This window comes from Neobacillus sp. 114 (assembly GCF_030127045.1).
Classification (GTDB): Bacteria; Bacillota; Bacilli; order Bacillales; family Cytobacillaceae; genus Neobacillus; species Neobacillus rhizophilus.
Map to the genome: position 1 here is coordinate 5,404,304 of NZ_CP126144.1, position 25,613 is coordinate 5,429,916.

At 41.1% G+C, this 25,613-nt stretch carries 30 protein-coding genes and 1 pseudogene; 8 read left to right on the forward strand and 23 right to left on the reverse strand.

The features are described 5' to 3' along the window. On the forward strand, positions 1 to 774 hold the full coding sequence (gene spo0A, locus QNN06_RS26635; RefSeq protein WP_284036278.1) for a sporulation transcription factor Spo0A: 774 nt from the start codon (positions 1 to 3) through the stop codon (positions 772 to 774). A 46-nt stretch (positions 775 to 820) separates the two neighbouring features. On the opposite strand, the gene nadE is transcribed toward spo0A, so the two are convergent. Beyond that, positions 821 to 1,642 carry an ammonia-dependent NAD(+) synthetase gene (gene nadE / locus QNN06_RS26640; protein WP_284036279.1) on the reverse strand — a complete coding sequence of 274 codons (822 nt, stop codon included), beginning with the start codon at positions 1,640 to 1,642 and terminating at the stop codon, positions 821 to 823. A gap of 123 nt (positions 1,643 to 1,765) precedes the next feature. Between nadE and QNN06_RS26645 the strand changes: the two genes are divergently transcribed. Then, complete coding sequence (locus QNN06_RS26645; protein ID WP_284036280.1) at positions 1,766 to 2,278, forward strand: acyl-CoA thioesterase; 513 nt, start codon at positions 1,766 to 1,768, stop codon at positions 2,276 to 2,278. A gap of 56 nt (positions 2,279 to 2,334) precedes the next feature. Here QNN06_RS26645 and QNN06_RS26650 read toward each other — a convergent pair whose 3' ends face one another. Together QNN06_RS26650 and QNN06_RS26655 are read right to left on the reverse strand one after the other, a co-directional pair. After that, the gene (locus tag QNN06_RS26650) at positions 2,335 to 3,336 is read right to left on the reverse strand and encodes a DUF3231 family protein (protein ID WP_284036281.1); all 1,002 of its coding nucleotides are present in this window, start codon (positions 3,334 to 3,336) and stop codon (positions 2,335 to 2,337) included. A 156-nt stretch (positions 3,337 to 3,492) separates the two neighbouring features. After that, a complete protein-coding gene (locus QNN06_RS26655) occupies positions 3,493 to 4,464 on the reverse strand; it encodes a cation diffusion facilitator family transporter (RefSeq protein WP_284036282.1) in 972 nt (323 codons plus the stop codon). Positions 4,465 to 4,588: 124 nt separating this feature from the next. Here QNN06_RS26655 and QNN06_RS26660 point away from each other — a divergent pair, with 124 nt between their 5' ends. Continuing rightward, positions 4,589 to 5,296, forward strand: coding sequence for a DNA alkylation repair protein (locus QNN06_RS26660; protein ID WP_217032137.1), 708 nt, complete (start codon positions 4,589 to 4,591; stop codon positions 5,294 to 5,296). Positions 5,297 to 5,317: 21 nt separating this feature from the next. Here the strand turns inward: QNN06_RS26660 and QNN06_RS26665 are convergent, their stop codons facing one another. The 4 genes from QNN06_RS26665 to QNN06_RS26680 form a co-directional block, all read right to left on the reverse strand. After that, positions 5,318 to 5,755, reverse strand: a complete 438-nt coding sequence (locus tag QNN06_RS26665; protein WP_284036283.1) for a GtrA family protein — start codon at positions 5,753 to 5,755, stop codon at positions 5,318 to 5,320. 113 nt (positions 5,756 to 5,868) lie between these two features. Further along, entirely contained in the window at positions 5,869 to 6,102 is a 234-nt protein-coding gene (locus QNN06_RS26670) for a ubiquitin-activating E1 family protein (protein ID WP_213117787.1), read from the reverse strand. Positions 6,103 to 6,188: 86 nt separating this feature from the next. Continuing rightward, entirely contained in the window at positions 6,189 to 7,190 is a 1,002-nt protein-coding gene (locus QNN06_RS26675; protein ID WP_284036284.1) for an AI-2E family transporter, read from the reverse strand. 137 nt (positions 7,191 to 7,327) lie between these two features. Beyond that, the gene (locus QNN06_RS26680) at positions 7,328 to 8,326 is read right to left on the reverse strand and encodes a polysaccharide deacetylase family protein (RefSeq protein WP_284036285.1); all 999 of its coding nucleotides are present in this window, start codon (positions 8,324 to 8,326) and stop codon (positions 7,328 to 7,330) included. A gap of 315 nt (positions 8,327 to 8,641) precedes the next feature. Between QNN06_RS26680 and QNN06_RS26685 the strand changes: the two genes are divergently transcribed. Then, a complete protein-coding gene (locus QNN06_RS26685; protein WP_284036286.1) occupies positions 8,642 to 8,863 on the forward strand; it encodes a hypothetical protein in 222 nt (73 codons plus the stop codon). Positions 8,864 to 8,932: 69 nt separating this feature from the next. Next, positions 8,933 to 9,562 (forward strand): DUF2085 domain-containing protein, encoded by a 630-nt coding sequence (locus QNN06_RS26690; protein WP_213117783.1) that lies wholly within the window; start codon positions 8,933 to 8,935, stop codon positions 9,560 to 9,562. On the opposite strand, the gene QNN06_RS26695 is transcribed toward QNN06_RS26690, so the two are convergent. The 9 genes from QNN06_RS26695 to QNN06_RS26735 all read right to left on the reverse strand — a co-directional run bounded on the left by QNN06_RS26695 (position 9,563) and on the right by QNN06_RS26735 (position 16,292). After that, entirely contained in the window at positions 9,563 to 9,901 is a 339-nt protein-coding gene (locus QNN06_RS26695; RefSeq protein WP_213117782.1) for a helix-turn-helix domain-containing protein, read from the reverse strand. It abuts the gene before it with no gap. Between the two features lie 63 nt (positions 9,902 to 9,964). Further along, positions 9,965 to 10,894, reverse strand: coding sequence for a type II secretion system F family protein (locus QNN06_RS26700; protein ID WP_284036287.1), 930 nt, complete (start codon positions 10,892 to 10,894; stop codon positions 9,965 to 9,967). A 5-nt stretch (positions 10,895 to 10,899) separates the two neighbouring features. Continuing rightward, a complete protein-coding gene (locus QNN06_RS26705) occupies positions 10,900 to 11,859 on the reverse strand; it encodes a type II secretion system F family protein (RefSeq protein ID WP_284036288.1) in 960 nt (319 codons plus the stop codon). 2 nt (positions 11,860 to 11,861) lie between these two features. Beyond that, positions 11,862 to 13,205: a TadA family conjugal transfer-associated ATPase gene (locus QNN06_RS26710; protein ID WP_284036289.1), complete on the reverse strand. Its 1,344-nt coding sequence runs from the start codon at positions 13,203 to 13,205 to the stop codon at positions 11,862 to 11,864. A 13-nt stretch (positions 13,206 to 13,218) separates the two neighbouring features. Beyond that, a complete protein-coding gene (locus QNN06_RS26715) occupies positions 13,219 to 14,400 on the reverse strand; it encodes a CpaE/TadZ family protein (protein WP_284036290.1) in 1,182 nt (393 codons plus the stop codon). Continuing rightward, the gene (cpaB, locus tag QNN06_RS26720) at positions 14,397 to 15,020 is read right to left on the reverse strand and encodes a Flp pilus assembly protein CpaB (protein ID WP_213117777.1); all 624 of its coding nucleotides are present in this window, start codon (positions 15,018 to 15,020) and stop codon (positions 14,397 to 14,399) included. Before cpaB ends, QNN06_RS26715 begins: the two co-directional genes overlap by 4 nt. A 151-nt stretch (positions 15,021 to 15,171) precedes the next feature. Then, positions 15,172 to 15,534, reverse strand: a complete 363-nt coding sequence (locus tag QNN06_RS26725) for a TadE/TadG family type IV pilus assembly protein (protein WP_213117776.1) — start codon at positions 15,532 to 15,534, stop codon at positions 15,172 to 15,174. Beyond that, positions 15,534 to 16,040, reverse strand: a complete 507-nt coding sequence (locus QNN06_RS26730) for an A24 family peptidase (protein WP_213117775.1) — start codon at positions 16,038 to 16,040, stop codon at positions 15,534 to 15,536. The genes QNN06_RS26725 and QNN06_RS26730 overlap by 1 nt, the downstream gene beginning before the upstream one ends. Before the next feature lie 81 nt (positions 16,041 to 16,121). After that, positions 16,122 to 16,292, reverse strand: a complete 171-nt coding sequence (locus tag QNN06_RS26735; RefSeq protein WP_213117774.1) for a Flp family type IVb pilin — start codon at positions 16,290 to 16,292, stop codon at positions 16,122 to 16,124. A gap of 233 nt (positions 16,293 to 16,525) precedes the next feature. On the opposite strand from QNN06_RS26735, the gene QNN06_RS26740 reads away from it, so the two are divergent. After that, positions 16,526 to 16,852, forward strand: a complete 327-nt coding sequence (locus tag QNN06_RS26740) for a DUF192 domain-containing protein (RefSeq protein WP_284036291.1) — start codon at positions 16,526 to 16,528, stop codon at positions 16,850 to 16,852. Positions 16,853 to 16,924: 72 nt separating this feature from the next. Further along, positions 16,925 to 17,797, forward strand: a complete 873-nt coding sequence (locus QNN06_RS26745; protein WP_213117772.1) for a pilus assembly protein TadG-related protein — start codon at positions 16,925 to 16,927, stop codon at positions 17,795 to 17,797. A gap of 355 nt (positions 17,798 to 18,152) precedes the next feature. Here the strand turns inward: QNN06_RS26745 and QNN06_RS31465 are convergent, their stop codons facing one another. Together QNN06_RS31465 and QNN06_RS31470 are read right to left on the reverse strand one after the other, a co-directional pair. Further along, entirely contained in the window at positions 18,153 to 18,368 is a 216-nt protein-coding gene (locus QNN06_RS31465; RefSeq protein WP_217032158.1) for a 2Fe-2S iron-sulfur cluster binding domain-containing protein, read from the reverse strand. Positions 18,369 to 18,475: 107 nt separating this feature from the next. After that, positions 18,476 to 18,650 (reverse strand): annotated as a pseudogene (locus QNN06_RS31470) (bacteriocin); the annotation flags it as partial. Positions 18,651 to 18,815: 165 nt separating this feature from the next. Between QNN06_RS31470 and QNN06_RS26750 the strand changes: the two are divergent. Then, complete coding sequence (locus tag QNN06_RS26750; protein ID WP_284037982.1) at positions 18,816 to 19,499, forward strand: spore coat protein; 684 nt, start codon at positions 18,816 to 18,818, stop codon at positions 19,497 to 19,499. A 61-nt stretch (positions 19,500 to 19,560) separates the two neighbouring features. Here QNN06_RS26750 and QNN06_RS26755 read toward each other — a convergent pair whose 3' ends face one another. The 5 genes from QNN06_RS26755 to QNN06_RS26775 all read right to left on the reverse strand — a co-directional run bounded on the left by QNN06_RS26755 (position 19,561) and on the right by QNN06_RS26775 (position 25,605). Then, complete coding sequence (locus tag QNN06_RS26755) at positions 19,561 to 20,742, reverse strand: M20 family metallopeptidase (RefSeq protein ID WP_284036292.1); 1,182 nt, start codon at positions 20,740 to 20,742, stop codon at positions 19,561 to 19,563. Between the two features lie 23 nt (positions 20,743 to 20,765). Next, positions 20,766 to 21,824 carry an alpha/beta fold hydrolase gene (locus QNN06_RS26760; RefSeq protein WP_284036293.1) on the reverse strand — a complete coding sequence of 353 codons (1,059 nt, stop codon included), beginning with the start codon at positions 21,822 to 21,824 and terminating at the stop codon, positions 20,766 to 20,768. Positions 21,825 to 21,895: 71 nt separating this feature from the next. Next, positions 21,896 to 23,212 (reverse strand): MFS transporter, encoded by a 1,317-nt coding sequence (locus QNN06_RS26765; RefSeq protein WP_284036294.1) that lies wholly within the window; start codon positions 23,210 to 23,212, stop codon positions 21,896 to 21,898. A gap of 27 nt (positions 23,213 to 23,239) precedes the next feature. After that, positions 23,240 to 24,826, reverse strand: coding sequence for a class I adenylate-forming enzyme family protein (locus QNN06_RS26770; protein ID WP_213117768.1), 1,587 nt, complete (start codon positions 24,824 to 24,826; stop codon positions 23,240 to 23,242). A gap of 14 nt (positions 24,827 to 24,840) precedes the next feature. Further along, a complete protein-coding gene (locus QNN06_RS26775) occupies positions 24,841 to 25,605 on the reverse strand; it encodes an SDR family NAD(P)-dependent oxidoreductase (protein WP_213117767.1) in 765 nt (254 codons plus the stop codon). Positions 25,606 to 25,613: the final 8 nt, after the last annotated feature.

The window sequence follows — 25,613 nt, forward strand, 5'->3', positions numbered from 1 at the left end:
ATGATAAAAATTGGAATTATAGATGATAATTTTCAATTAACGGAAATACTTAATGAATACCTGTCAAAGCTAGTCGATATGAAGGTGGTCGGAATCGCCCATAATGGCATGGAGGGATTGGAGTTGATCAAACGAGAACATCCGGATGTGGTCGTTCTGGATTTAATCATGCCTCATACCGACGGATTTTCTTTACTCGAAAAGCTTTATGCCGATCATATTTCGACCAAAGTCTTAATGTTAACGGCCTTTGGAAAAGAGGATATCATTAAGAAAGCAAATGAGTTAGGGGTGTCCTATTTTCTGTTGAAGCCATTTGAGCTGTCGCAATTATCCGATACAATTCGAACGATTTGTTCAAATGAAAGTTATTCTATAAAAATCTCGAGAGAAACTAAGCCGTCAAACGAGAATAAGAGCGGCGAGAGCTTAGAAGTAAGAATCACCGACGTGCTCCGCTCGATGGGAATTCCAGCAAACCTTAAAGGGTATATTTTCTTACGGGAAGCCATCCAAATGGTGTTCCGTAATGTGGAATTATTAGGTGGAATCACAAAATTGATTTATCCAGCCATCGCCAAATTGCACAATACTACCCCAAGCAGGGTTGAAAGAGCCATCCGGCATTCGATTGAAGTGGGCTGGAACCGCGGCAGTATCGAGCATTTAAATCTGGTCTTCGGCAACACTGTAAGCCCTTTAAAAGGAAAGCCGACGAATAGTGAATTTATTGCACTGATTGCAGATCATCTGCGGCTGCAGAAAGTGGGTTGATTTAGATGAGACTGCCATTTAAGCGGGCAGTCTCATTTTGGTGTTCTTACTTCCACCATTCATCAAACATACTGGCGGGAAGCCTCCGTTTATGTTCGGTCAAGATATAGCGCTGTTCGATTTTTTCCGCAGCCTCCTCAGAAACCTGCTTGCCTTCGAGGTAATCGTCGAGTTCATCGTAGGTAATGCCTAACTCCGTTTCATCGGCCTGACCAGGCTTTTGATCGAGCAGATCGGCAGTGGGGATTTTTAAATAAAGGCGTTCGTCTGCACCAAGTTCTTTCAGAAGTGCCTTGCCCTGCCTTTTGGATAAGCCGGTCAGCGGCAGAACATCAGCCCCGCCGTCACCGTATTTTGTGTAAAAACCAGTGACCGCCTCGGCTGCATGGTCTGTCCCAATTACAAGCAGCCCTTCCATCCCGCCGACGGCATACTGGGCAATCATTCTTATTCTTGCTTTCACATTTCCTTTTTGATAGTCGCTTAGCGGCTGTGTTTGTGACGCTATGTTATATTCCTTTTGGACCTCATCGACCGCTCCTTTAATATTAAACACCATTTCCCGGTCAGCGCGGATAAAATCAAGCGCCATCTTCGCGTCTTCCTCATCCTGCTGGACTCCATATGGCAGGCGGACAGCGATGAATAGGGCATCTGTCCCTTCATTTCGCAGCTCTTCAACCGCCAACTGCGTCAGGCGTCCTGCCAGAGTGGAATCCTGCCCACCGCTGATTCCGAGCACATAGCCTTTTGCCTTCGTTTTTGTTAAATACATTTTTAAGAAATCGATTCTCTTCCGGACTTCTTCCTTCGGCTGTATGTTGGGAGAGACGTTTAACTCCTTCATAATTTGTGCCTGCATGCTCATTTATTTGAAACCTCCTGGAAAGTGCTATTATATTGTAATGTACCACAATCGCTGATTTTTCACTAAAAATTGAACGGAATTAGGGCAAAATAGAATTAGTTAAGCAAATGGAGGTTTTTATAAATGGAAGCTAAAACATGCAATGAGTCTCGAGTAGTCAGGACCAGTCGGGTGTTCCCAAACGATGTCAACAACCATAATACGTTGTTTGGCGGGAAGCTGATGAGCGATGCTGATATGCTCGCATCGATTTCGGCAACAAGACATTCACGAAGCGAATGTGTGACCGCTTCGACCGATTCTGTCGACTTCCTTCATCCGATTACACCGTTGGATTCGGTCTGCTTCGAATCATTTGTCACTTGGACTGGTACGTCTTCAATGGAGGTTTTCGTGAAAATTATTGCCGAAAACCTGATTTCCGGCGATCGAAAAATTGCCGCCACTGCCTTTTTAACATTTGTGGCATTAGATGACGATGGCAAGCCAACTAGAGTCCCTGGTATCATCCCTGAGACAGAGGAAGAAAAAAAGTTATACGATACAGGTAAAGAAAGGGCCGAAAAACGGAAAGAACATCGGAGACACAGTAAAGAACTGGCCGGATACTTTACAACGCAAAAACCGTGGGAATAACCTGGAGTCTTTAATAGGTAAAAAAATAGACTAGGTTCACTGCACACTGCTCGAACCTAGTCTATTTTCTGAAGGTCTCTTCTGCTAGGGGCATGAGGCGGCTTTTGGAACCAGCCACGGTCCATTAAAAGGTCGACTCCCTTAGCAGAGTAAATAAGAATTTCAGCGATATATTTTTGATAATAGGCCACTAAATCAGATCTCAGCGATAACGATACCGCATGACCGAGCAAAGCGATATCAATGCCGTTTAAGGAATGAAATAGGGTAACAACCAACCGATCAGAAAATGGAGAGACGGTTGAATCCGTCACCTCAACATTGGTTGTAATAATGCCATACATCTCTTCTTTCATTAATATATCATTAAACGTTCTAATTTGTTGTTCAGAGATTTTTTTTCCTTCTTTAATAAAGCTATGAATTTCTTTATCCTTAACCACTTGAAGAAGTCCCATACAAAGCAATAACGAAAAATAATTTCGTTCGATATTAAAGAAAATTTCCATTATTTCAGCAACATTCAATGGCCTCTTTTTTCCAAAACCACTAATATAGGAAAGTTTGTCTTCATATTCCACCTTATCGGGATAAGGAACGTATGGCGGACGGTCGTAAATCCCCTTTGACAGCATTAACTCAGTTGCTTGCCTATAAAGTTCGGTTGATTCGTAGTTCATCGTGATAAAAAAATCCAAAACATCCTTCCTTGCAACATTAGCCGTCAAAAAACTCCCATTAATCATAAGTAGACGGGATAAGGAATAAACGAAGCTGAGTCCGAACATATCATAAAATAAAGGCGGGGCCGCCAAATTCACATCTTTTTCTGAAAAACCATCAGGTATTGGAATGCCTTCTTTTACAAAAATGTCAGTAATTTGTTGAAGATGTGTTTCCGAATTCTGCAATGCCCTCTCAAGGATCGGCTTAATTTCCACATCCTGATTGTGATGCAGGAAATAGGTGAGCAAACAGACCGTCATGTTTTCCTGTATGTACGTAGCCCATAATGCGGCAATTTCCGAACTTGACAACCTAATGCTGCGCTCAGACATACGTAAGCCTCCCTAAAAAGTACTCTAAGAATATATTCCCTGTAATTCATCCATTTTATACAAAGTGAAGCATGGGGACGGTTTGTGCATCACTCAATATGATGCACCTTTAAAAAACACCATTATAAAGAACAAATCGTGAGGAAAAGAGACCTACTATACAGTAGGCCGTGGTCTATTTTCCCAATGCATAACTTCGTCTTCTTCATCAATTTCAATCTTGACATCGACTACGCCGTTTTCAGCCAGTATTTTTTCCGCTAAGCGGTCTCTAATATCATCCGCCTCAGCAACTGTAAGCTGCGGGTCGACTTCGATTTCCAATTCAACATGAAGGTCTTCCCCTTCCTTAATAACAGTAATTCCTTGAATATCCTTTACATCCGGGTCTGCGATAACAAGCGAACCAATTTTGTTCTCCATTTCTTCATCGGCTTGGCCAATTACCCCTGCTGCATTGTCCAAAAAGACCCTGCCGACCACAAAAAACATCATGGCTCCAATCAAAATGGAAGCCAATCCTTCGAGCCAATGGATGTTGGAAAAATGGGCAATAACTACTGCGATAATGGCCAGTAAACCGCCCATGGTTGCTACAAGATCTTCCATAAACACCAGCTTCGTCGCCGGCTTGGCCCTGCCCAGATTCGCAAAGCTTTTAGCAAATACCCCTGGACCGCTAGCTTCCATGCCGATTTCATGAAGGACCTCTTTCATGGCTTTAAAAAGAACAAATGTCTCAAGGATAGTGGCAACCCCTAAAACAATGATATTGATGATAAAACCGCCGGATGCCGTGGGATGAACCATGTGGTGATAGCCTTCTTTAATGGTTTCAAACGCCATAATCCCGACAATCAACACCGCGCCAAGTAAAACTAGATTAACAAGCCGGCCAAATCCGTTTGGAAATTTTTCAGTCGGGGCTTTTTTACTTAAAGCCGAACCGATAAACACAAAAAACTGGTTTGCAGCGTCCCCTAAACTATGCATGGTTTCCGCAAACATCGCTACATTGCCGGTAAACATATAAGCCACACCTTTGATAATAGCAATAACCGTATTCACAATTGCCGCCAGCATCGCTGATTTATTTCCACGCTTTAATAATTTAAATAGTTCTCCCATCCGAATCCTCTTTTCTCTTAAGATTGGCTAATCTTAATATTTTCTAAAAAGGTTTAATGAATGCGATAACAGAAAAATTTCCATAATGATGGTAATATAAGATAAAAGGGTTGGAGGGCGGAAAATGAAATTAGAAGAGATAATGCAAACTCTCGAGGAACTTGGTTCGGAACAAACGAAGAAGACATTTATCAATCATGGGGCCCGCGGGCCTTTATTTGGAGTAAAGGTCGGCGATTTGAAAAAGCTCGTTAAACATGTGAAAAAGGATCAGGAATTGGCGCTCGCTTTATATGAAACCGGAAATAGTGATGCGATGTACCTGGCCGGTTTATCAGTTAAACCAAAATTAATGTTGAAGGAAACACTCCAGCTTTGGGTGCAGAAAGCTGATTGGTACATGCTTGCCGAATACACGGTTGCCGGAGTTGCTGCAGAAAGCCCGTTTCCACTTGAACTGGCCCGAGAATGGATGAAATCGGATGAGGAAATGATTGCAGTGGCTGGATGGAGTACATATTCGAACTATCTCTCGATAACTCCTGACGAATTGCTGGATCTTGGGGAGATTCGGAGCCTGCTGCATCAGGTTGAGTCTACAGTCCATCAGGAGAAAAACCGCGTCCGCTATGTGATGAATGGGTTTGTTATTAGTGTCGGTGCCTATGTGACTGAACTGAATGAAGAAGCCAAAAGTGTGGCAGAGAAAATTGGTAAGGTTCACGTTGATGTCGGCAGGACAGCTTGTAAGGTGCCCTTAGCAACTGATTACATTAAAAAAATTGAAAATCTCAATAGAATTGGCGTAAAGAGGAAGACGTGCATTTGTTAATTTGAAAGGACCCCCTATGTATCAACATTGGGGTCCGTTTTTTATAATTCTTCGTTTTTCTGCATCTTTAAAAACAAAATGCTTCTGACCTAAATAATTCATAATAGTATAAATTCCAGTCCCTAATAAAACCGCTAAATCCTTTGCAAACTCCTTCGGAAACAAAGGCAATTTTTCTAAAAACCAATTAGCCAATTTCAATCCTAAAGAGTAAGAAACAAAATAACAAATACCAATCACAATAGCAAACCGGACAAGGCTACCGCCAATCGCAGCCTCGTTTTTAAAAGTAAAATTTCTGTTTAATATAAAACTGACCCCTGCCCCTACGATATTGCCAAACAACGTGGACCACCAGTAGGACAAACGGAACCCGTTCAGCAGTACATACATGGCGGTTAAACCTACTATCGTATTGATGACTCCGACAATTAAAAAACGAATAAAGGAGTACTTCATTAATGAACCTCCGTATAATACTGTTCAATTGTTTCTAAAATGCCCTAGAATCGCCAACATTAAACCACGAAAACGCCCCCCAAGTTTAATAAAAGGGAGGCTGCTACTTCATTTTATAAATTTCTCAACACCATATTCAAACGGTTTGTCCGCTCACTCTTTTCTTCCTCGGATGCCAAATCAAATTTTTTCAATAAATGAAACACTTCATTCAAAATGTCCTGGGTGTGGTCTTTTTCGAAAAACTGCTCAAACAATGGATTCATTTCCTCCGGTAAAAAGGCCGACTGCGATTCATATTTCTTTTTCACATCATCGTGCGAATGATCTAATTTGCATTCACTCATAAGATTCCCTCCTATGTCTAATTAACATTAGAATACCATTTTTCTGGCCAAACAAAAAAGCCCCTGAGTTAAGGGCTTTTCGCAAATTAAGGTTTCTTGGTTTCGGTAACTTCCAAAACATCAAGAAGGAAGACAAATACCGGAATCCCGATAATTAACCCCCAAACTCCGAAGAAGTGCTCAGAGAAAATCAACACAATGAAGGTATAGAAAACCGGCAAATTCGTTTTCGAGCTCATTAAATTCGGGTTCAAAATATAGGCCTCAATGCCATGGATGATGGCAATCGCAATCCCGACATAAAGGACCTTCATCAAGCCGCCGATACTATAAGCGATGATGGTTAACGGAATCAAAGAAATAATTACCCCTGCAACCGGAATCAATCCGAGCAGGAAAATCATTATTGATAAGCCGCCTAGCTGCGGGAAGTCCAGCAGCCAAAGAGAGATGGTTGTTAAAATACAGTTTACAACAGCAATAATTAATTGCGCTTCGATTACTTTACCAAACGTCCGGACAAACTTTTGGGCAAAAAATTCTATTTCGACATAAATGGAGGCAACCTTACTTGTTTTGAATTTCCCGGTAAATTCAATCAGCCTTGGTTTTTCTAATAGGAAAAATAAGCTTAAAAGAAGCGCAAGCAAAACCTGCAGGCTTATTTTACTGATGTCTGTAAAATACTTGAACAGGTACGTAACTCCCTGTTCCAGATAGCTGGAAATTTTCACTTCATTCATTTGGCTGACGATATAATTCAGAACCACATTATCATGCTGGGAGGTATAAAAGGCCGTCAGCTGCCTGATTAGGGCAGTGATTTCCCCCGCAATCATCGGCAGGTACATAACCAAACCATAGGTAAGCAAACCAACAATGGTAGCATACGAAATAATCACCAGCAGCTTTCTATTTAGCGGTATTTTGTCTTCAATGAATTGAACGAGCCGATCCATTAAAAACGCAAAAATGAAAGTCAGCAATATTAAATTAATAATTGACTTCATCGCATATAAAGCCAATGCAATCACAATAAAAATTAAGATTCTTTTGAAGCCTCTGCTTTGGTAAAGTTTATTCATCATCAGTATTTATCGAACCCCATTTTGTTTACTATAACCTTCACAATTATTGTGAAATTTACAAATTTATTATATCAAATTTGTTCCTATTTTTCCGAATATAAAGTTGGATTAAATGTGAACACCGTCCGTACAGCTATTTAAAATTGAACCGGTATCAACGAACTGTCAATCGCTTTACTTTCAAACCCCTGCTGGGTTAAATAATCGAGCAGACGTGGTAAATGGGCGAGCGTTTCTTTTTTCTCATGTAGCAGAATCACAAGCGGACCATTATAACTGGCCTTGGCTTTAATTTGCGTGATGACGTTGTCGACGTACCGTGCATCTTTATAATACCAATCCTTGCTGTCAATATTCCAATCCCACATGAAATAGCCGTTATCCTTCACCGCTTGTTTATATTCAGGAGTCATATACGGAGAACTCCCGTATGGTGTTCTTGCCAGAAAAGAATCTACTCCTGTAATTTCCCTTAATGTATTTCGATTCTGGGTTAATTCGCCCAATACAGAATTGGCGGAAGCGTAGAACACTTCTTTCCGGTGCGAGACGCTATGCAGTCCCACCGCTTCCCCGGTCTGTACCATTAATTTCGCAGCATCCTGATATTTGCGGATGTTCCCATCAATCATAAAAAAGGTTGCTTTGTAGTGGTGCTGTTCTAAGAGTGCAATGATGTCACCCGATATGGCCGACGGCCCATCGTCAAATGTTAAATAAATCGTTCTTTTTCCAGATGGCTGAGCAGGCGGCTGGGCGGCTGTCGGCTGTTGCGGATTCGTGTTGGGTTCTTTTGTAGTTTCAGGAGCAGGTGTATTAGCTGGTGGTTGGGCCGAAGACGAATCAGATGGTGGATTTTCCTGGTCCTTCCTTTTCTCTTGTTCATTTCTAGACGCCATGGCTTGTTCCGTGCGTTTTTTTATCATTTCTTTTTCCTGCTCGTGATCAAGGGCCCCTTTTCCCTTCATCGCAGCATTTGCCTTTTTTATAGACTCGTTGTTTTCCTGATTGGCAGATTCTCCTGCCGCGTTTGCCTGAAAATAGTTTACGGCAAACATTCCAATGGCCAGTAACCCAATCATAGTAAGAAGGAATACAGCCCCCCTCACCTGTCTTCTCCTCTTCAGTTTCCCCATTGTTCATCCCTCTTTGAAGGTATTTATTTTTCATCCACCATTATAGACGATTTCTTCTCTCGATTGTTACAAATCTATTAAAAATATTACAATTCTTTTAAAAGGCTGGCAGATTAATAGTTTTTTAGACAAGTACCAACAAAAATCTCCACTTCCCATTTTAACCCAAAAACACTGCAAATGGGTGGAAAATTACTCAGGAATTTCCAAAAAGTACAGGCAAATTCCATTTCCCTATGTCATACATATCATAGTGTGAGGATTTTCCAGTCCCAAGAGGAAATCCGCAAGTTTTCGTCATTTGGAGGTGATCTCGTGTCGGGTGGATTAAAAGCACTGCTTTACATTTTATCGTTTTTCATACCCATTATTGGAATTATATTAGGGATTATCTGGATGAATGACCAGGACATGGAGAAAAAGGCTATTGGGAAAACTTGTTTAATTATCGGCATCGTCTCAATTGTGTTAAGCTGCATCTACTGGTTCGCGTTGTCGACGTTGTCACTGTCTCCGGCGTTTATGACGGGGTATTAGGATAGAATGGATTCTAAAATAAAGAACCCAACTCCAGAAGGTTGGGTTCTTTTGATGAAGGAGATGTGTATGCTGCATGAGATACTGCATTTTCTCGGAGGGGCGATTTGCCACCAAATAGAGGAACGCTCACTCCATGCCTCTGGGAAGGCCCTGTCAGTCTGTGCCCGAGACACAGGGATTTACATTGGTATCTTTTCATCGCTTATCTACTTACATTTAGTGAAACGAAAAACCAGCATCACCATTTCGTCAATAAAAGTAAGCTTTTTTCTTCTTTTATTTATGCTTCCTTTAATAATTGACGGTGTAGGCTCATATGCGCACTTATTTGAAAGTACGAATGCACGGAGGCTAGTGACCGGGATATGCTTTGGATTAGTACTTCCGTACTTTCTTTATCCGTTACTTTCGGCAAAAGCGCTTGAACCATCCAGCCAGCCAATTATAAATCAACGGAAGGATGTACTTATTCCCCTGTTTCTAAGTGTTGGCCTTGGAAGTTTGGTCTATTGGGGAAGACTTCCATATTATTTGCTTGATGGCTACATCATTTTGATGATCGTCATATGGTTTAGCTTATGCTCCTCATTCCTATTCTCACGGCTTCGTGTAAAACCGCTAAAATGGGTAATATCTATATTGAGCAGTTTTGCGTTTCTTTCTATTCTTTCTCTATTGCATCAATTGGTCATTTAATTACTCGTCTGCATTTATGGCAGCAATCAATGCTTTGATTTGTTTTAATTTCTGAGGACTCAATTGGTCCTCAGACAATTCGATTTCGACCTTTAACACACTCTTAACTGATTTTTTTCTATTATTCGATATGATACTATCTTCTTTATTTTTCACTAAGTGTTCAACATCAACCTCTAAAGCTTTTGAAATTTTTTCTAGTATTTCTAAACTAGGGTTTGTTTGAATATCACGTTCGATTAAGCTTAAATAGGACTTCGAAATACCTGTTAGTTGACCAAGCTTTGTGATTGAGTACCCTTTTTCTTTCCGGAGCCTCTGAAGTTTTTTTCCATCCATCGTACCTCTCCCTTTTGTTAACACCTTCCAATACAAAAATATCCTATACTATCTATCGTACTCTTAACCTCCAAATCCCTTAGTAATCAATGTAATAACTAAAGGACCTAATATTACTATAAAAAGTGAAGGAAAAATGAAAAATACCATTGGGAACAGCATTTTTACGGGAGCCTTCATCGCCTGCTCACGAGCCGCCTCACGCCGCTGCTCACGAACCCTTATTGTTAAATTCCCTAACACCTTAGCCATCCCGATTCCAAGCTGATCGGCTTGAATAAGCGAAGTAATCAAACTTTGAAAGGAGTGTGAAGGAACTCGCCTCCTAAGCTCATAAAATGATTCCCTTCTTGATTTGCCTAGTTTCATATCCTCGAGCGTAAGCAGGAATTCATCTGCTAATGGACCTTTGATATTAAGTGAAACCTCTTTTAATGCCAAATCAAGCCCCATCCCTGCTTCAAGCAGCAGATTAACAGTATCAAAGAAATCCGGCATTGCTTTGTTAATCGCCTTGATTCTTGCTGTTTTCTTTTTTCCAAGATAAAAAATGGGCAGTCGGAACCCCAATAATGCCACGACAGCAACCATCACCCAAGCTAAAGTTTTATTCTCAGCAATCGGCATAAAAAGCATGAAAGCAGCAAGCCCCATTACAGCACTAAGGAGAATCTGGAATAGCCTGAAATCTATAGCTGACTTAAATGGATAGCCCGCATCTCTTAATAGAGAATCAAGTTTTCTTCTTTCCTCTTTCGAAACCTTTTTGTTCAAAACATCGGTTCCTTTTTCCCAATATTGACTAAAGAAATGTTTAACATCCTTCTCTTGTTTTTCCGGGATTCGCTCATCACTTTTTATTGTCACGCTGCCAAAGTACGTTTTCACACGCTCATTGAAGGCAATTTTCCTTTTATAGATAGTTAATAATATGGTTGCAAACAAAGTCGAAACAAACCCGGTTATCAAAAAAATTAACAACAAATCTCCCATCTTCATTACACCTCAATTTGGATGATTTTCCTGATAAAAACCCAGCCAATGATATTTCCGGCTGCCCCAACAAATATCATCATCCAGCCCAGTGGGTGCTGCAGCATCGGCGCAAAATATTCCCAGTTTACCAATGATAAATAGGCAGCAAGTGCTACTGGGAGAAGAGAAATAATCCACGTCGACATTCTTCCCTGTGCAGTTAAAGTCCGCAGCTCTTCTAAAATCCTGACCCTGCCCCTAATCGTTTCTTCCATGGTTTCCAGAAGTTCGGCCAAATTCCCTCCGCTTCTCCTTTGTGCGAGAATTGCTCTAACAACAACATCCAATTCATTATTCGGCAGACGCTCCACCATTTCTTCGAAAATATCCTCCATCGGCATGCCCAGGCCTGCCTGGCGGAATGCACGGTCAAATTCCGGACCAAGCGGATCTGGGACTTCCTTGCCGACTAGCTGCATGGCCTGCATGAAGCTAAAGCCTGCCCTCATAGAGTTTGCCATCATCCCTAATACCTCAATTAACTGATAATTAATTTGTGCTAACCGTTTCTTTCTTTTTTGCTTCATGAAAGTTTTAGGGACGATAAAACCAATAACAAAAGCCGCTATCCACAGGTACCAGGGAAGCCCTAGGAGAAGCGTCAAGAGGACGAGTCCAGCTGCAGTAATAAACCTAAACGCCAAAAACTCTTCCGGTTTAAAGCTGCTTCCAGCTTCATTCAATAATTTTATTGTATTGCTACTAAACTCCATATTTTTGAAAATATCCGCAATCCTGGAAAAAAATCGCTTAATAATCGAAGGCTGTTTCTCTTCTTCGCTTTCCTCAGTTGTCTGTGATGATTGCAAAAAGGTTTTCATGCGGTTATCGAGCCTTTTTCTCGCAGTAAAGCTTCTTAAAAACAAATAAAATCCAATGGTTACGCCAATACAGATTAGAATCAGTTGGAGCGCTGTATCCATTTCTACCAACCTCCATAAAACCATGTTGCTGGTAAAGAATAGCCATTCATCTCAAGCTGTTCGGTAAACCTCGGGCGGATGCCGGTGCTGACAAAATTGCCGATAATCTTGCCATCTTCGGTATAGCCTTGTTCCTTAAAAACAAATAGATCCTGAAGAACAATGGTATCCCCTTCCAAGTTTAAAACTTCGGTAATATGAGTGATTTTTCTTGTTCCATCCTTCATTCTGGCTTGATGAACAATTAAATCAATCGCATTCGAAATTTGTTCCCGGATAGCCTTTACCGGCAGTTCATAGCCTGCCATTAACACCATCGTTTCAATCCGGGATAGGATATCGCGCGGTGAGTTGGCGTGACCTGTACTTAGTCCTCCGTCATGGCCTGTGTTCATCGCCTGTAGCATATCCAGCGCTTCGGCACCGCGAACCTCACCGACGACAATACGATCTGGCCGCATCCTTAGGGCGTTTCTTACCAAATCCCTGATGGTGATTTCACCTTTTCCTTCGATATTCGGCGGCCTTGATTCCAATCCCACAATATGCTCCTGATTAAGCTTCAGTTCAGCCGCATCCTCGATGGTGACAATCCGCTCTTTATTCGGAATGAAGGAGGATAACACATTTAATGTCGAGGTTTTCCCTGAACCAGTACCACCGCTAATAAAGACATTAAGTCTTGATTTCACGCAGATTTCAAGAAACTCCGCCATCGTTTGATCAAGAGTTCCAAATCCTATCAAATCCTTTATCGTAAAGGGAGTTTCTGAGAACTTACGAATCGTTAAACTTGGGCCCTTTAATGCTAGTGGAGGAATGATTGCATTAACACGAGAACCATCGGGCAGGCGGGCATCTACCATAGGGGAGCTTTCATCGATACGGCGTCCAATCGGTGAGACAATTCTTTCAATAACCCGCATCACATGCTGATTATCCACAAAATGAATATGGCTCTTGGAAATTTTCCCTTCCTGCTCGTAATAAACCTCATCAAAATGATTAACCATTACCTCCGAAATTAACGGATTTTGCAAAAGTGAAGTAATGGGACCATAGGCAAGAAGTTCATTTGTGACATAATCAATGATTTCCTGTTTTTCTTCAAAGGTAAGCCTGGTTCCTTCCTGTTCAAAGAACGCATCTGCCAATTCCACGATTTTACTTTTTTCCTTTTCCTTATCTTGCCCTGGGTATTTCTTCAATTCCTCCAGCAGATGATTGTGAAGATTGTTTTCAATCTCCCAAAATTCCTGAGACTTTTTTTGTTCAGATATAACAGGAGCATCTTTTTTCAGGGCACTCCCCTGGACCTCTTCTAAATATCGTTTAAATAATGACATTTACTTCACCGCCTCACTTTCCAAGTTGATACCATTTTTTCTCTTTCTTTTTCCCGCTAACCTCCACTGTTTTTTGAAAATTAGAGTTTTCAGCCATTTGCCAAACTGCCTTACCAAGATGACTGCGAGAATTCGATAACATGAATGGCTGCCCCGCCTTTATGGAGGAGACAGCGACATTGACCTGCTCCGGAAGAGTATGATAAACCTTGGCTTCTAAAATTTCTTCGATCCGATTAAGATCAAGCCCCTGCCCCTTCACATGACGATTCAAGACCAGCTTTACTTTTTCCTTGAGCTGAATAGCATCCAAGGTTTCCAGATAAAGCTTGGTTAACCTTAAAACCGATAAATCGTTTCCTGTCAGCAGCAAAATTTCGTCTGCCATATTAAGGCTTCGCAAATGAATATCAGATAAATGGGCAGGCAAATCAATTAGGATGATATCAAATAGTTCTCGTGCCTCCTCGATTGCCGCTTTCATATGTAATTCTGTAATCCCTTCAAAAAATTCAGGGCGTGTTGGTGCGGCAAGTACAGAGATATCCCCATCCACAACGGTCATGTATTGACGTAAGGAATAATGGTCTTGCCCATACCCTTCCTTGACCCATTCGTAAATGGTTCGCTTAGGCTTCACATTATAGAAGATAGAGATTTCACCAAATTGGAGGTTGCCATCAATCACAGCTACCTTTTTTCCCATTCTGGCATAAGCAACTGCCAGATTTACGGTTAGAACCGTTCTGCCAATGCCTCCCTTAGGACCAGAAACCGCAATGACTCTCCCGATGTCCTTTCTGAGACTGGCAACACTAGGCTCCATTTTTGCCCGATGCTGCATAAATTTCTTGGCATGGGCAACTGTTTCAGCAAGGTCCTCGATTCTGTAGTTTGTTCGAAGTGTATCTGAAGCACCCACTTGCATCGCCTTTTTCAGGTTTTCCATTTCCTCAGGTACCATAAGAATGATGTAAACCTGGGGGTATAGTACCGAAATCTCTTGAGATAGTTCATAGACATCATATTGTGATTGGACATTAATAAATAAGACCGTTATTTGACTTTCTAATGCTTGTCGTAATTTTTCAATCTGATTAACGAAGATCAGAGTGTATTCCTGTTTTTCTAAAAATGTACTGACGCCTTCCGGAAAAGTGTAAGAGTCTGAAAAATAAACCCAATTTATGTTCATTTCTTACCAGAATCCCCCTCTTTAATGACTTCCCTTGTCTGCTTAAAGCCAGCTTTTCCTGTTTCTGAATCTTTTGTATTGCGAAGCATTAAATAGAAACCATCCTTATCCTTCGATGCTAGACTAAGCATGACCCCTTCCTCCGGCTTCACTTCCAAAGTAACCGTTTCATAGTTAAGGGCAGCTTCCTTGTTATCCGCTGATTTACCGGACGTAAGGACTTTCACATTTTCAAGGACAAGCACCGCTGATCTGTACTCTTTGCCCGTAGCATCGTCCTTCATAGATTCATAGGCAATCACATCGACCATCGAATTTGGTGCAATATAACCTGAAACGCCTTCTTCCTTTTCAGCTCTTATTGAAATGGCCCTTTTCCCTTCACTAACATCAACCATCGGGTTAACAGACTCCCGCGCCAGCGCCTTTTCTTTTTCTGCTTGCTTCTCTTTTTCAACCTCTGCATCTGTCTTTTTTCCTGTCCCATCCTTCAGTTTCTCACTGACTGTGGCACTTGCTGGAGTAGAGCCGTTTCCTTTTGCGAATACTGTAAAATAAACAACACCTGCGACAGCTATTCCGAAGATTAATGATATGATCCAGATTTTTTTTGTGTTCATTGTGAGCCTCCCTATTTCCCTTATGACCTGAACTTTAATAAAATAATTACCCACTCTTTTTCTATCTTTAAAGCTATAAGGAGATTAATAAATTCGCAAAAGTCCGACTATTGCAATCTCTCACTGCCTGGTTTTTTCAATTTTAACTTGATTACTCAACTCTCATTACCGTTTTATCCTTAAGTTCAACTTCCCCAATTACACTACTGATTATTGGTGTAAGAAATGTAATTGGGTAGGTAATAGCAATAGTTACATCGTTTGAAGTTGGTGATCCTTTAGTTACTTTCACATTTCCTGTAGTTAAACTAATTCCTACAGCATTTTCAACAGCAACTTGTTCGATATTTGCACTGCCAATACTTGCAGCACGAGCTGCTTCTCTACCAGCGTGATCAATCGTAAGATAGGCATGGAGGATCCGTCCAAAGTCAACAATTCCAAATAAAAGTAACAGTAATACCGGTAAGACTAAGGCAAATTCAACTAGTGATTGGCCTTTTTCCGACTTCATTAAAATCCACCCCAAACCAGTGTGCAAAGTGTACCAAGGGCAATTGCAACTCCATAAGGAAATGAAATTCTCCCCTTTTTATCTTGAGATATAATAATCTCCCCAAGATTACTTCTTAAAAATACTAAATTAAAAAGAGTAGACTTAAGCAGGGGTATAAAGCCTTTATTTTTTATGATTAATAAAAGACCAATTACTCCACCAATCAGTGCAGTATAAATAAACGAATAAAATACAAATTCGGTGCCCATTAAGGCCCCAATTGCTGCCATTAACTTTACATCCCCTGCACCCATTCCACCTAAAATAAATGGGATTAATAGTAAGCTTAAGCCTACTAGGAATCCTTTGCCGCTAAATAAAAGTCCATTAAAGCCAGATATAATTATGGAATATACAAATCCAAAGATAATTGTTGGTACAGTAACTATATTTAATATTTTCCTTGATTTTAAATCAGTTATGAGACAAATTATTAGAACAATTCCCAAAACTATTATTTGCATGTTTTTACCTTCCTCCCTATAAGAAAGCCCTGCCTCTTTTTAGATGAGCAGGGCTAGAGATAACAGTTCTTATTTTAGCTATTAAATTGCACCAACAAGTTTATCTTTAATGTTTGTAAATACATCAGAAATACCAGTGCTCAATAATGCCACTGCTGCAACAACAACAGCAGCCACCAATCCAATAATCAAACCATACTCTGACAAAGTCTGTCCTTCTTCTTCTTTCCACAACTTTGTAATAATGTTCATTCTGTTCTCCTCCTATTATTCTTTTTAGAATTCTTTTGTTCTATATTTAGAACCTGAATTAAATATATAATGAACCTAGGGTTTTGAAAACTATCATTTTTGTTCGTTTTAGCGTAATATTAAGTATTTTTCATCAATTCCCTTAATAATTCTAGGTATTTCTCACTATTTCGTTCTTTAAATAAAACGTTTTGTTCATTATAATAAATATATAAAATGAAAGGAGCACGTCTATGGAAAAGAATATTGTTCACATCCCCTACGTGATACATTTAGCAGATTCAATTATTAAGCGAGTCATTGGGTTAATGTTTCGAAAGAAACCTATCGTTAATGAGGGACTTTGGATTATTCCTTGTAATGCGGTGCATATGTTTTTTGTGAGATTTCCCATTGATATCGTTTTTATTAACAAACAAAATGAAGTTGTAAAAGTTTATCATAGTTTGAAGCCCTGGAAAATGACGAAACCAGTAAAAACTGCCTACTCCACATTAGAACTTCCGGATGGATCGATTAAAAAGTTAGGAATTGAGATAGGTTGTATTGTTAAATTCTAATGAACCTAAAACTATAAAAAAAATTTTAACTAAATAATTCGTTTTAAAGAACGACAAAAAGTGAGGTAAAGGATGTTTACTAAATTAAAAAATATTATCAGAGAAGAATCTGGTCAGTCCCTTGTTCTAATTGCCGTATCACTTGTAGCGTTACTTGGTTTTACATCCTTAGTTACTGATGTTGGATATATGTATTTTCAAAAGAGTAATCTACAAAAAGCCGCTGATTCTGCTGCTTTAGCCGGAGCACAGGATCTGCCGAATGCAAGTACTGCTAAAAACACAGCAGAAAACTATGCAAATGCAAATGGAGTCAAAAAGTCAGAGATTACTTCTATTAATCCTTCTTATCAAAGCGACCCAACAAAGATAGAAGTTAAATTAAAAAGGAATGTTTCATTTAATTTTGCCCGAGTTTTGGGATTTACTGACACAGATATATCAGCGCGTGCTGTAGCTCAAAACAGCCAATGGGACGGGGAAGCACTACCTTTTATAAACCTGGATAACAAATATGGAGCAGAAGGGACAATACTTGAAGGCTGGAATAAAGTAGATCCTGGTGATAAGGAAAGAATTCATAATAATGATTTGGTGATTTCAGATGATAATACTAGTATCAAAGTAAAGTATGCCGATGGTTCTCTTATGTTTAAAAAAGGTAAAGATAACAGTATAAATGCTGCATTGGATAATATTTTAAAAGTGGGAAGGACTGTTTACTTGTTTAGTTTATCTAACGAAGTAATTGATTCTGGAGATTACAATAAAAAAGGTCCTAAAGAATTAAAAGAAGGAGATCTAATTCCACTTGAAGATACTGTTCTTTTAGAATGTCAAATCATTGAAGTTGAAGGGAAAATTGTTACTTTAAAATTTATGAAAGTTTACGATATATCTACTGGCGTTTTCCCGCAAGGTGATTCTTCAAAATTAGTTGAGTAAAAATGTACTATTCACCAAAATAGCTAGAACATCATTAACCACGTGAATTAAATTGCTGTCATACAACCCTTGCTTCATAAAATTAATCTGCCTGCTGTGAATAATACTTATTTTAAGCAAATGATGCTTCATGATACCTTACAATATTTACAAAAATTAGGTGAAGTGAATGATGGATTTGTAACTCAATCCTTTAAAAAGAATCTCTCAAGCTTGTTAGTGATATCAGTGTGACAGAACTTAAGAAACACGATATTACCTTTCCGTTCTCTGTTGAAGATAATTTAGTTCATATGAATAATCGCATGCATACGTAAATAAAAAAACGAGGTTCCGCTCAGTGGGCCTCGTTTTTTCATTTAAAGAATTTCTGCCTGCCAAGCCAAGCGATAGCCATTTTGGATTTCCTTTTGGAGTTTTGCATGCTCTTTGTAAGACCCGTGCTACTGTCTACAACTTTAACTGTACATTGCCCGCATGTTCCTTTCCGACAATTAAAATTAATGGACTGGCCTTGATGCAGTGCCGCATCAAGAAACTTCCCTTTTACCGAAGAAATCGTAAATTTCATGTCTCTTGGAACACAATAATTTTTTAAACAGCAGGTACAGGCTTTTCAGGTGGTACTGCCACAGCAACGGCATGCTGCACGATGGCCTACCGTAAAAACACGACTTCTCACCCGTTATCCTCAATCGCTTCCAGCTTACAGATCGCGGAAGGACGTTTTATCCGCAACACTGCCGTCTCGTATAATCGGAATTTCTGACCCCAGATAAGCGGTATTGAAATCCTCTGAGACAGCCAAGTCAAAATTATTTCTTCCCGTATTGGCCAATACACCTTTTTTGCCTTATAAAACAAGTGATTGGAAAATATCGTCTACCCTCTATAGATTTCCTATCTGTCATTATGAACGTGGAAGATTTTTTTAAAACCCAAAAGCGAATAACAATTCCCGCTTTATCCAAAATAATGAGTGGCTGTGTCCAATTTTTTTGAGGAGGAGATTCGATTGATGATACAGAATCAGCAGGGGCAAATGCACCAAAACATGCATACAGGGGCTGTACCACAGCAACTTAACCATGGCGGCCATGAAATGTTTGATGTCCATGAAGTGTTGAATGGCTCGATTGGGACTTTAAATCAATATTTGATGCTGCGTCCACATGTGAAGGACCCGGAGCTTCTTGATATTTTAGACCGTCAATATCAATTCATTCAGGATGAATATAATATCACAAGGGAGTGCTTCCAATCCGGGCAGGATCCGTCTAAGCCGACGCAAAGCTATAAAATGAATCAGGGGAATGACTTTGTATATGGGTTAACTCCGACTCAGCCGAAAAAACCAATGCAGAACATGACGGAAATTTCCGATGAGTTTATTTCAGGCTGTATGCTAACAGCTTGCAAGTCCGGTGCCACACATAAGACAATGGCCGCCTGTGAAACGACCAATCCGGTTGTCCGCCGCGTGCTTGCAGACTCTGTGCCAAACTGCATTGAAATGGCTTATGAGCTGTCCATTTATCAGAATAAAAACCATTATTACCAGGTACCGCAGCTGGCCCAGCAGGATATGACGCAAATTGTTAACTCCTTTGCACCAGCACAAGCTTTGCCACAAACGCAAAACATGAACATGAACGCCAATATGAATATGGGCATGAATAACAACATGAATTTGAAGCATTAAAAATAAAAGCCGGAGGCTGTCTTAAAGGGTCAGACCCCAAATAAGACAGCCTACAGCTCTTTTATTTCTCCCCTAAATACTCAATGGCCAGTGCCATAAAATAACGTATGGATTCGATGAACTTGTTAATTTCCACATATTCATCCGGCTGATGTGCAAGTTTTGGGTGCCCCGGGCCAAAGATGAATGTCGGAATCTGTAGATGCGGTTGATAAACAGAAGCATCTGTATAATAGTTGACTCCTGCTGGCTGCAAGTCAAGGTTTAGCTCTTTTTTACCGGTTCGGACCGCCATTTGGACAAACTCATCTGACACTGGAGTATTAACCGATTCCATTCGATTAATTATTTTGACTTGGTACGATGCCTTTGTTTTTTCAGCGATACCCTTCAGCATCTCATCAATATCTTTTAAAATCCGGTCAATATCCTGCCCTGGGACTGTTCGAATATCCAGTGTCACACTGCATTGGTCAGGCACAACATTTGTCTTGACGCCGCCTTCAATGGTGCCGATATTTAGTGTCGGATGCCCTAAGATTGGATGCGGTGTATAGAAAAACTCATACTTAAGAAGCGCATTGATGAAATCATTCATGGCCAAAATGGCGTTAACACCTTGATCCGGCATGGAGCCGTGGGCAGTTTTTCCATTCGTAGTAATCTCCAGCCACAAGCACCCTTTATGAGCGGTATAGATTTCGTTTTCGCTTGGCTCCGAGATGACCATGGCTGTAGCCTTGTCAATCTGTCCCTTTTGGACAACCGTCTTGGCACCATAGCCGTCCACCTCTTCTCCAGCAGTTCCAACAAACTGCAGCTTACCCTTTAGTTTCACACCGGCACGGGATAAATAATCCATCGCCAGAATCATCGCGGCAACTCCAGCTTTCATGTCAGTAGTGCCGCGGCCATACATTTTGTTACCGACGATTTCCCCGGAAAAAGGACCATGCTGCCACTCTACTTTACCAAGAGGAACAGTGTCAAAATGACCGCTGTAAACTAAATACTTCTCGTCTGTTTTTGTGTCCGGATAAGTAACAAACAAGTTGGCCCGGTTATCGCCTAGGTCATCCAGTTCCACTTGAAGCTTGGATGAAGCTAAAAACATTTCAATAGCCTCAGCGACCCTTTTTTCATTCCCGTCAGGATTTACACTGTTTACCTGGATAAGAGATTGCAAAAATTGGACTGATTCTTCTACATCTACCATCTCATAAATTGAATGCAGCTTTTGCATGTGTTTCCCCACCTTGCTATTTATTATTTCGTCGAACGTTCACTTAGCCAGTCATCTAGTATTCCGGCAAATTTTCCGGACATCGCCAGGTTGACATGTCCGCCCTCTATGCGTAGAAACGTTTTATCTTTACTTGAGACTGCATCCATGATTGGCTTGCTTTGCTCTTCTGGAATCAGGTTGTCACTTTTCATGCTGACGGCCAATAGATTCGCCTTAATATTTTTTAAATCTGCTTTTTTGCCGTGAATGGTAAACTCACCTTTAACCAGCTTATTTCCTTTAAACAAGTCTTCATTTAACTGCTTAAACGCTCCGCCGGTTAACGGGACGTGCCCCTTTGTCCATGTGTTCATCCGATGCCATTTTTCCGTAAACCTTTGATCATGCGCCCGTGATAAAAGGAGCGTGTAAGGGGTGTTGTAGACCGGTGAAGTGATCGACCTGAACATGGCCTCAACATAAACAGGCGGTACTAATCCATACACTTCGATAAAACGGTCGAGATTCATGTTTCCTTCAAGCATCGCTTCCGCCCAGTTTTCCGGAACGGTGGCCGTCACACTAAAATCAATCGGAACGGCAGCAGTCACTAAATTTTTGATCGGCTCCTCTGCTATTGAAGCATACATCGCTGCCAACGTACCGCCCAGACAATAACCGACCACCGATATTTCCTCCCCACTAGAGTGCCTCAAGGCCCGCTGAACCGCTTTTTTGATATAGCTGGCTACATAATCTTCAATTGAAATATTTTTATCTTCGTAACCTGCGACGCCCCAGTCTAATAAATAGACATCATACCCCCTGTTTACCAGTCCTTCGAGAACACTTGAGCCTGGGGCAAAATCAAGAATGGTTGGCTGATTGAACAGCGAATACACAATGAAAATCGGGACATCGTATTTTTTTGTTTGTGCCGGATAGTGCCATAAGGTGGCTTTATTCTTTTTCCAAACTAATTGTCTGGACGTATGACCGAATTGAAAGTCACCACTGTTAAGGGTTTTGAAAAATCTTTCCCAGCGCTTCTGTTCTTTTTCAAGAAGAGATGCCTCTTTATTTGCTGTATTTGTTGGCACGATTTGTCCTCCTTGCATCAAATATCGGGAACGAATATGCCTAGAAAGACTTCGTCCCTATTTTCTAAAGATTAAATTACTGATTTCTCATTTTTTACTACTGCAAGCGGATGAATCTGCTTCTCTTTCAGAATAATTGCACACACAGCGGCCACCGCTGCAGTAAGAGCGAAGAAGATGAAGACGCCGCTAAAATCCTGAGAACCATTCGCGCCCACTTTTACTAAATAGCCAGCAACCAGTGGCGACACAAAAGAACCTAATTGGCCGATACCATTTGCTAATCCGGTTGCACTTCCGACAATTTCTTTTGGATAGCGCTTTGGCAGATAAGCATAGATGGAACCGAAATTTAAGTTAACAAAGAAACCAGTAAGTAAAAGGAGCGTCAGTAACATGCCGGTATTTCCTTTTTCAACAGCACCAAGCATCCATAGGACAGGTATACAGCCGATATAGGCAATCAAGGCAACAGGTTTCATGCGATGAAGAACCTTATCCATCAGCCAGCCGCCAAGCATCATCGCAAAGAATGCCACGATGTAAGGAGCAGATGCGAAAAAGCCCATTTCTTTAATATTTAATCCGTGTTGGGTGACTAAGAAAGAAGTAAGCCAAGTGGATGAACCCCAATAGACAGCCAGCTGGCAAAATAAGCACAAAGTATACACATAAAAATTGCTATCCTTTAAGAAAACTCCGTATTGCTTTCTTTTCTCTTCTTTTGTAAGAGTGGCAGAAACCGCTCCATCTTCAATATCTTCGTCCTTGCTCAGTCTTCCCTTTGCGATCAACTCTTTTGGAGAATCCGCTACAAAACGCCATAATAAAAAGATTCCAAGTGCACCCGGGATGGCAAGAACGTAGAATACAGGGCGCCATGCACCTGCAAAAAAGTAAACAGAAATGCTGGTAACGATGACCGGAACAATCGCCGGCGCAACAGCCCAAGAGGTGGCAAAAAACGAAACGGCCCGTCCTCTTTCCTTGAATGGGAACCAGTTATTGATGGCACGGATAGCCGGTGCAAAATGATGGCCTTCTCCTAGACCTAAACCGATTCGGAGAGCTATAAACTGTGCGAAGTTTTTCACCATACCGGTTACGGCTGTAACGGCGGTGAATACGGTAATCGCAATATACATAACTTTTTTCGCGCCAATTTTATCGGCAAGAAATCCGGCGCTGATTTGCGCGGCTGCGTAGGCAAAGAAAAACACGGAGGCAAGCTGTCCAACCTCAACCGGCGTCAGATTTAAATCCTTCTGGATAAACGGAAGGAAGGTAAGAACGGCCATCCGGTCAAAATAATTAATAATGTAGACTAACCAAAGAATGACAAGAACGACATAACGATATTTCCAAGCTTTTTTTGCCACAGTGGACATTGGAATCAAATCCTTTCGAATGTAAAATTAGCTTTGCAGATTCTTCAATGCGTTCTTTAAAACTTTCCCCCCAGGGTTGCGGGGCAGCTCGGAAACAAATTCTATTAGTTTCGGAACCTTGTAATTTGCTAATCTTTCCGCCACAAAATCTTTGATTTCCTGCGGGTCGATGACTTCCTGATTTTTTGGTACAATCACTGCTTTGACAACTTCCCCAAAAATAGCATCAGGAACGCCTAAAACGGCCGCTTCATGCACCTTTGGGTGATTATAAAGGACATTCTCAACCTCAATGGAAAAGATTTTTTCACCACCGCGGTTAATCAGGTCTTTTTTCCGGTCAACTATATAAACAAAGCCGTCCTCATCCATTTTGGCTAGGTCGCCGGAACGCCAAAATCCATCAACAAAAGAGGTTTGATTTGCTGCTTCATTATCCCAATAGCCCTCTACTACCATTGGCCCCTTAATTAATAGTTCTCCGACTTCTCCCGGCGGGCATAGCTCATCGTTATCATTTACGACCTTTAACTCGCCAACCGGCACGGGCATGCCGACCGATTGAAATTTCGCATCGCTATATGACCGTGGCATAAGCGTTGCGGGTGATGAAGTCTCCGTAGCCCCATATGCATTTTGTAAATAGGCGTTTGGAAAATATTTTTTCAATTTATAAATGGTTTCTGTCGACATCGGGGCGCCGCCGTACGCGATACAGTTAACATTTGTGTAGCTGTATAATGAGAATTCCTGATGGGCCATCATCATGACATAGATGGTTGGAACATTGAACAAAAATGTTACCCGCTCTTCGACTGTCAATCGGATGAATTCCTCCGTCTTAAATCTCCTTATGATCACGGATGTGCCGCCCACTCGTACCATATGAAAAAGCTGGCCAATCAATCCGGTCACATGAAAGAGCGGAACCGCAATCAGCGTCTTCGCCTTGTGCGTTGTTTTAAATACTGTTTCATAATTGATGGAACTGTGTATGGCCCCTATATGGCTGCCCACCGCTCCCTTTGGCAATCCGGTAGTTCCAGATGTATACATAATAAATAGTGGGTCATCCTCTGAAACAGGAAACTCAGTAACCGAAGCAGGCTGCTCGAGAATTTCAAAAGGTAAATAGTCTTTCCGTTTAGGCGTTTTATTTCCGATTAAAAAGAAATTTTGGATTGAATCGATTGAACTGCTGTCTCTCATGCTTTCGACTGTTTCTAAAAATTCATCATCGACAAACAAAATCTTGCTGCCTGATTGCTGCAGCATATAAGAAAGCTCGTTTTCCTTTAAACGAGTATTTAACGGTACAAAAATGGCCCCCAATTTGGCACAGGCAAACACCAGCAAACTAAATTCGATGCTGTTCCCCAGTAACAGGGCAACTCTGTCCCCTTTTTTTACACATAAGGAACTTTGTAAATTACCGGCAATTTCTAGCACTTTATCGTGCGTTTCTTTGTAGGTTAATCGTACTCCGTTCATGACCAGCGCTTCGTGTTCAGGGTACTTCCGGGCTGCTTCCTCCAACATTGCAAAAAGATTCCGGGGCCGGTTCTCAAATACTTTTAGTTCTCGGTTAAAATGGGTTTCTTTTACGATCTTCATGTAGTAAACCTCCTTTAACGTGCCGTCCAACCGCCGTCGACGTGGAGCACTTGGCCTGTCACATATTTTGATGTATCAGATGCCAAGAACACGACTGGACCAACGAGGTCTGATATTTCCCCAAATCTTTTGATCATTGTAGAGTTGACGATTTTTTCGACCCGCTCAGGATCGGAAAGCCAATCCTGCGTCATCGGCGTCATAATATAGCCAGGTCCAATCGCATTGACAGTAATATTATTTGGTGCCAATTCCTCAGCCCAGATTTTTGTTAATTGATTAATGCCGCCTTTACTGGCAGCATAGGAAGTTTGAAACGACATTCCCACGCTTCCAAAAATGGAGGAGATGTTTATGATTCTTCCGTAGTTTTGTTTGATCATCTGCTTGGCACAGGCCTGCCCGACCAGAAAAATCCCTTTTAAATTGACCCCCAAAACTCGGTCCCAATCGCTTTCTTCCACTTCGACCAATGGCTTGCGGATATTCATGCCGGCATTGTTGACCAAGATATCAAGCGAGCCAAAGCGCTCGACGATTTCATTAACAAGCCTTTCTACCTGCTCCTTTTTTGTCACATCGGCTTGAATATAAGCCGCATTCATGCCCTCTTCCTTTAATTGTTGGACGGCCGTTTCTCCTTCATCAGCCCCCCGGCTGGTAATGACAACAGTTGCCCCATAACGACCCAAAGCTTGTGCCATACCTAAGCCAATTCCTTTACTTCCTCCAGTTACAAGGGCCACTTTTCCATTCAGCTCAAAAGTTGGGAAATTCATCAATTTTC

Excerpts from the sequence above, each read along its gene's own strand:
- spo0A (WP_284036278.1), top strand. The coding sequence starts at position 1 with ATGATAAAAATTGGAATTATAGATGATAATTTTCAATTAACGGAAATA.
- nadE (WP_284036279.1), bottom strand. The coding sequence starts at position 1,642 with ATGAGCATGCAGGCACAAATTATGAAGGAGTTAAACGTCTCTCCCAAC.
- QNN06_RS26645 (WP_284036280.1), top strand. The coding sequence starts at position 1,766 with ATGGAAGCTAAAACATGCAATGAGTCTCGAGTAGTCAGGACCAGTCGG.
- QNN06_RS26650 (WP_284036281.1), bottom strand. The coding sequence starts at position 3,336 with ATGTCTGAGCGCAGCATTAGGTTGTCAAGTTCGGAAATTGCCGCATTA.
- QNN06_RS26655 (WP_284036282.1), bottom strand. The coding sequence starts at position 4,464 with ATGGGAGAACTATTTAAATTATTAAAGCGTGGAAATAAATCAGCGATG.
- QNN06_RS26660 (WP_217032137.1), top strand. The coding sequence starts at position 4,589 with ATGAAATTAGAAGAGATAATGCAAACTCTCGAGGAACTTGGTTCGGAA.
- QNN06_RS26665 (WP_284036283.1), bottom strand. The coding sequence starts at position 5,755 with ATGAAGTACTCCTTTATTCGTTTTTTAATTGTCGGAGTCATCAATACG.
- QNN06_RS26670 (WP_213117787.1), bottom strand. The coding sequence starts at position 6,102 with ATGAGTGAATGCAAATTAGATCATTCGCACGATGATGTGAAAAAGAAA.
- QNN06_RS26675 (WP_284036284.1), bottom strand. The coding sequence starts at position 7,190 with ATGATGAATAAACTTTACCAAAGCAGAGGCTTCAAAAGAATCTTAATT.
- QNN06_RS26680 (WP_284036285.1), bottom strand. The coding sequence starts at position 8,326 with ATGGGGAAACTGAAGAGGAGAAGACAGGTGAGGGGGGCTGTATTCCTT.
- QNN06_RS26690 (WP_213117783.1), top strand. The coding sequence starts at position 8,933 with ATGCTGCATGAGATACTGCATTTTCTCGGAGGGGCGATTTGCCACCAA.
- QNN06_RS26695 (WP_213117782.1), bottom strand. The coding sequence starts at position 9,901 with ATGGATGGAAAAAAACTTCAGAGGCTCCGGAAAGAAAAAGGGTACTCA.
- QNN06_RS26700 (WP_284036287.1), bottom strand. The coding sequence starts at position 10,894 with ATGGGAGATTTGTTGTTAATTTTTTTGATAACCGGGTTTGTTTCGACT.
- QNN06_RS26705 (WP_284036288.1), bottom strand. The coding sequence starts at position 11,859 with ATGGATACAGCGCTCCAACTGATTCTAATCTGTATTGGCGTAACCATT.
- QNN06_RS26710 (WP_284036289.1), bottom strand. The coding sequence starts at position 13,205 with ATGTCATTATTTAAACGATATTTAGAAGAGGTCCAGGGGAGTGCCCTG.
- QNN06_RS26715 (WP_284036290.1), bottom strand. The coding sequence starts at position 14,400 with ATGAACATAAATTGGGTTTATTTTTCAGACTCTTACACTTTTCCGGAA.
- cpaB (WP_213117777.1), bottom strand. The coding sequence starts at position 15,020 with ATGAACACAAAAAAAATCTGGATCATATCATTAATCTTCGGAATAGCT.
- QNN06_RS26725 (WP_213117776.1), bottom strand. The coding sequence starts at position 15,534 with ATGAAGTCGGAAAAAGGCCAATCACTAGTTGAATTTGCCTTAGTCTTA.
- QNN06_RS26730 (WP_213117775.1), bottom strand. The coding sequence starts at position 16,040 with ATGCAAATAATAGTTTTGGGAATTGTTCTAATAATTTGTCTCATAACT.
- QNN06_RS26735 (WP_213117774.1), bottom strand. The coding sequence starts at position 16,292 with ATGAACATTATTACAAAGTTGTGGAAAGAAGAAGAAGGACAGACTTTG.
- QNN06_RS26740 (WP_284036291.1), top strand. The coding sequence starts at position 16,526 with ATGGAAAAGAATATTGTTCACATCCCCTACGTGATACATTTAGCAGAT.
- QNN06_RS26745 (WP_213117772.1), top strand. The coding sequence starts at position 16,925 with ATGTTTACTAAATTAAAAAATATTATCAGAGAAGAATCTGGTCAGTCC.
- QNN06_RS31465 (WP_217032158.1), bottom strand. The coding sequence starts at position 18,368 with ATGAAATTTACGATTTCTTCGGTAAAAGGGAAGTTTCTTGATGCGGCA.
- QNN06_RS26750 (WP_284037982.1), top strand. The coding sequence starts at position 18,816 with ATGATACAGAATCAGCAGGGGCAAATGCACCAAAACATGCATACAGGG.
- QNN06_RS26755 (WP_284036292.1), bottom strand. The coding sequence starts at position 20,742 with ATGCAAAAGCTGCATTCAATTTATGAGATGGTAGATGTAGAAGAATCA.
- QNN06_RS26765 (WP_284036294.1), bottom strand. The coding sequence starts at position 23,212 with ATGTCCACTGTGGCAAAAAAAGCTTGGAAATATCGTTATGTCGTTCTT.
- QNN06_RS26770 (WP_213117768.1), bottom strand. The coding sequence starts at position 24,826 with ATGAAGATCGTAAAAGAAACCCATTTTAACCGAGAACTAAAAGTATTT.
- QNN06_RS26775 (WP_213117767.1), bottom strand. The coding sequence starts at position 25,605 with ATGAATTTCCCAACTTTTGAGCTGAATGGAAAAGTGGCCCTTGTAACT.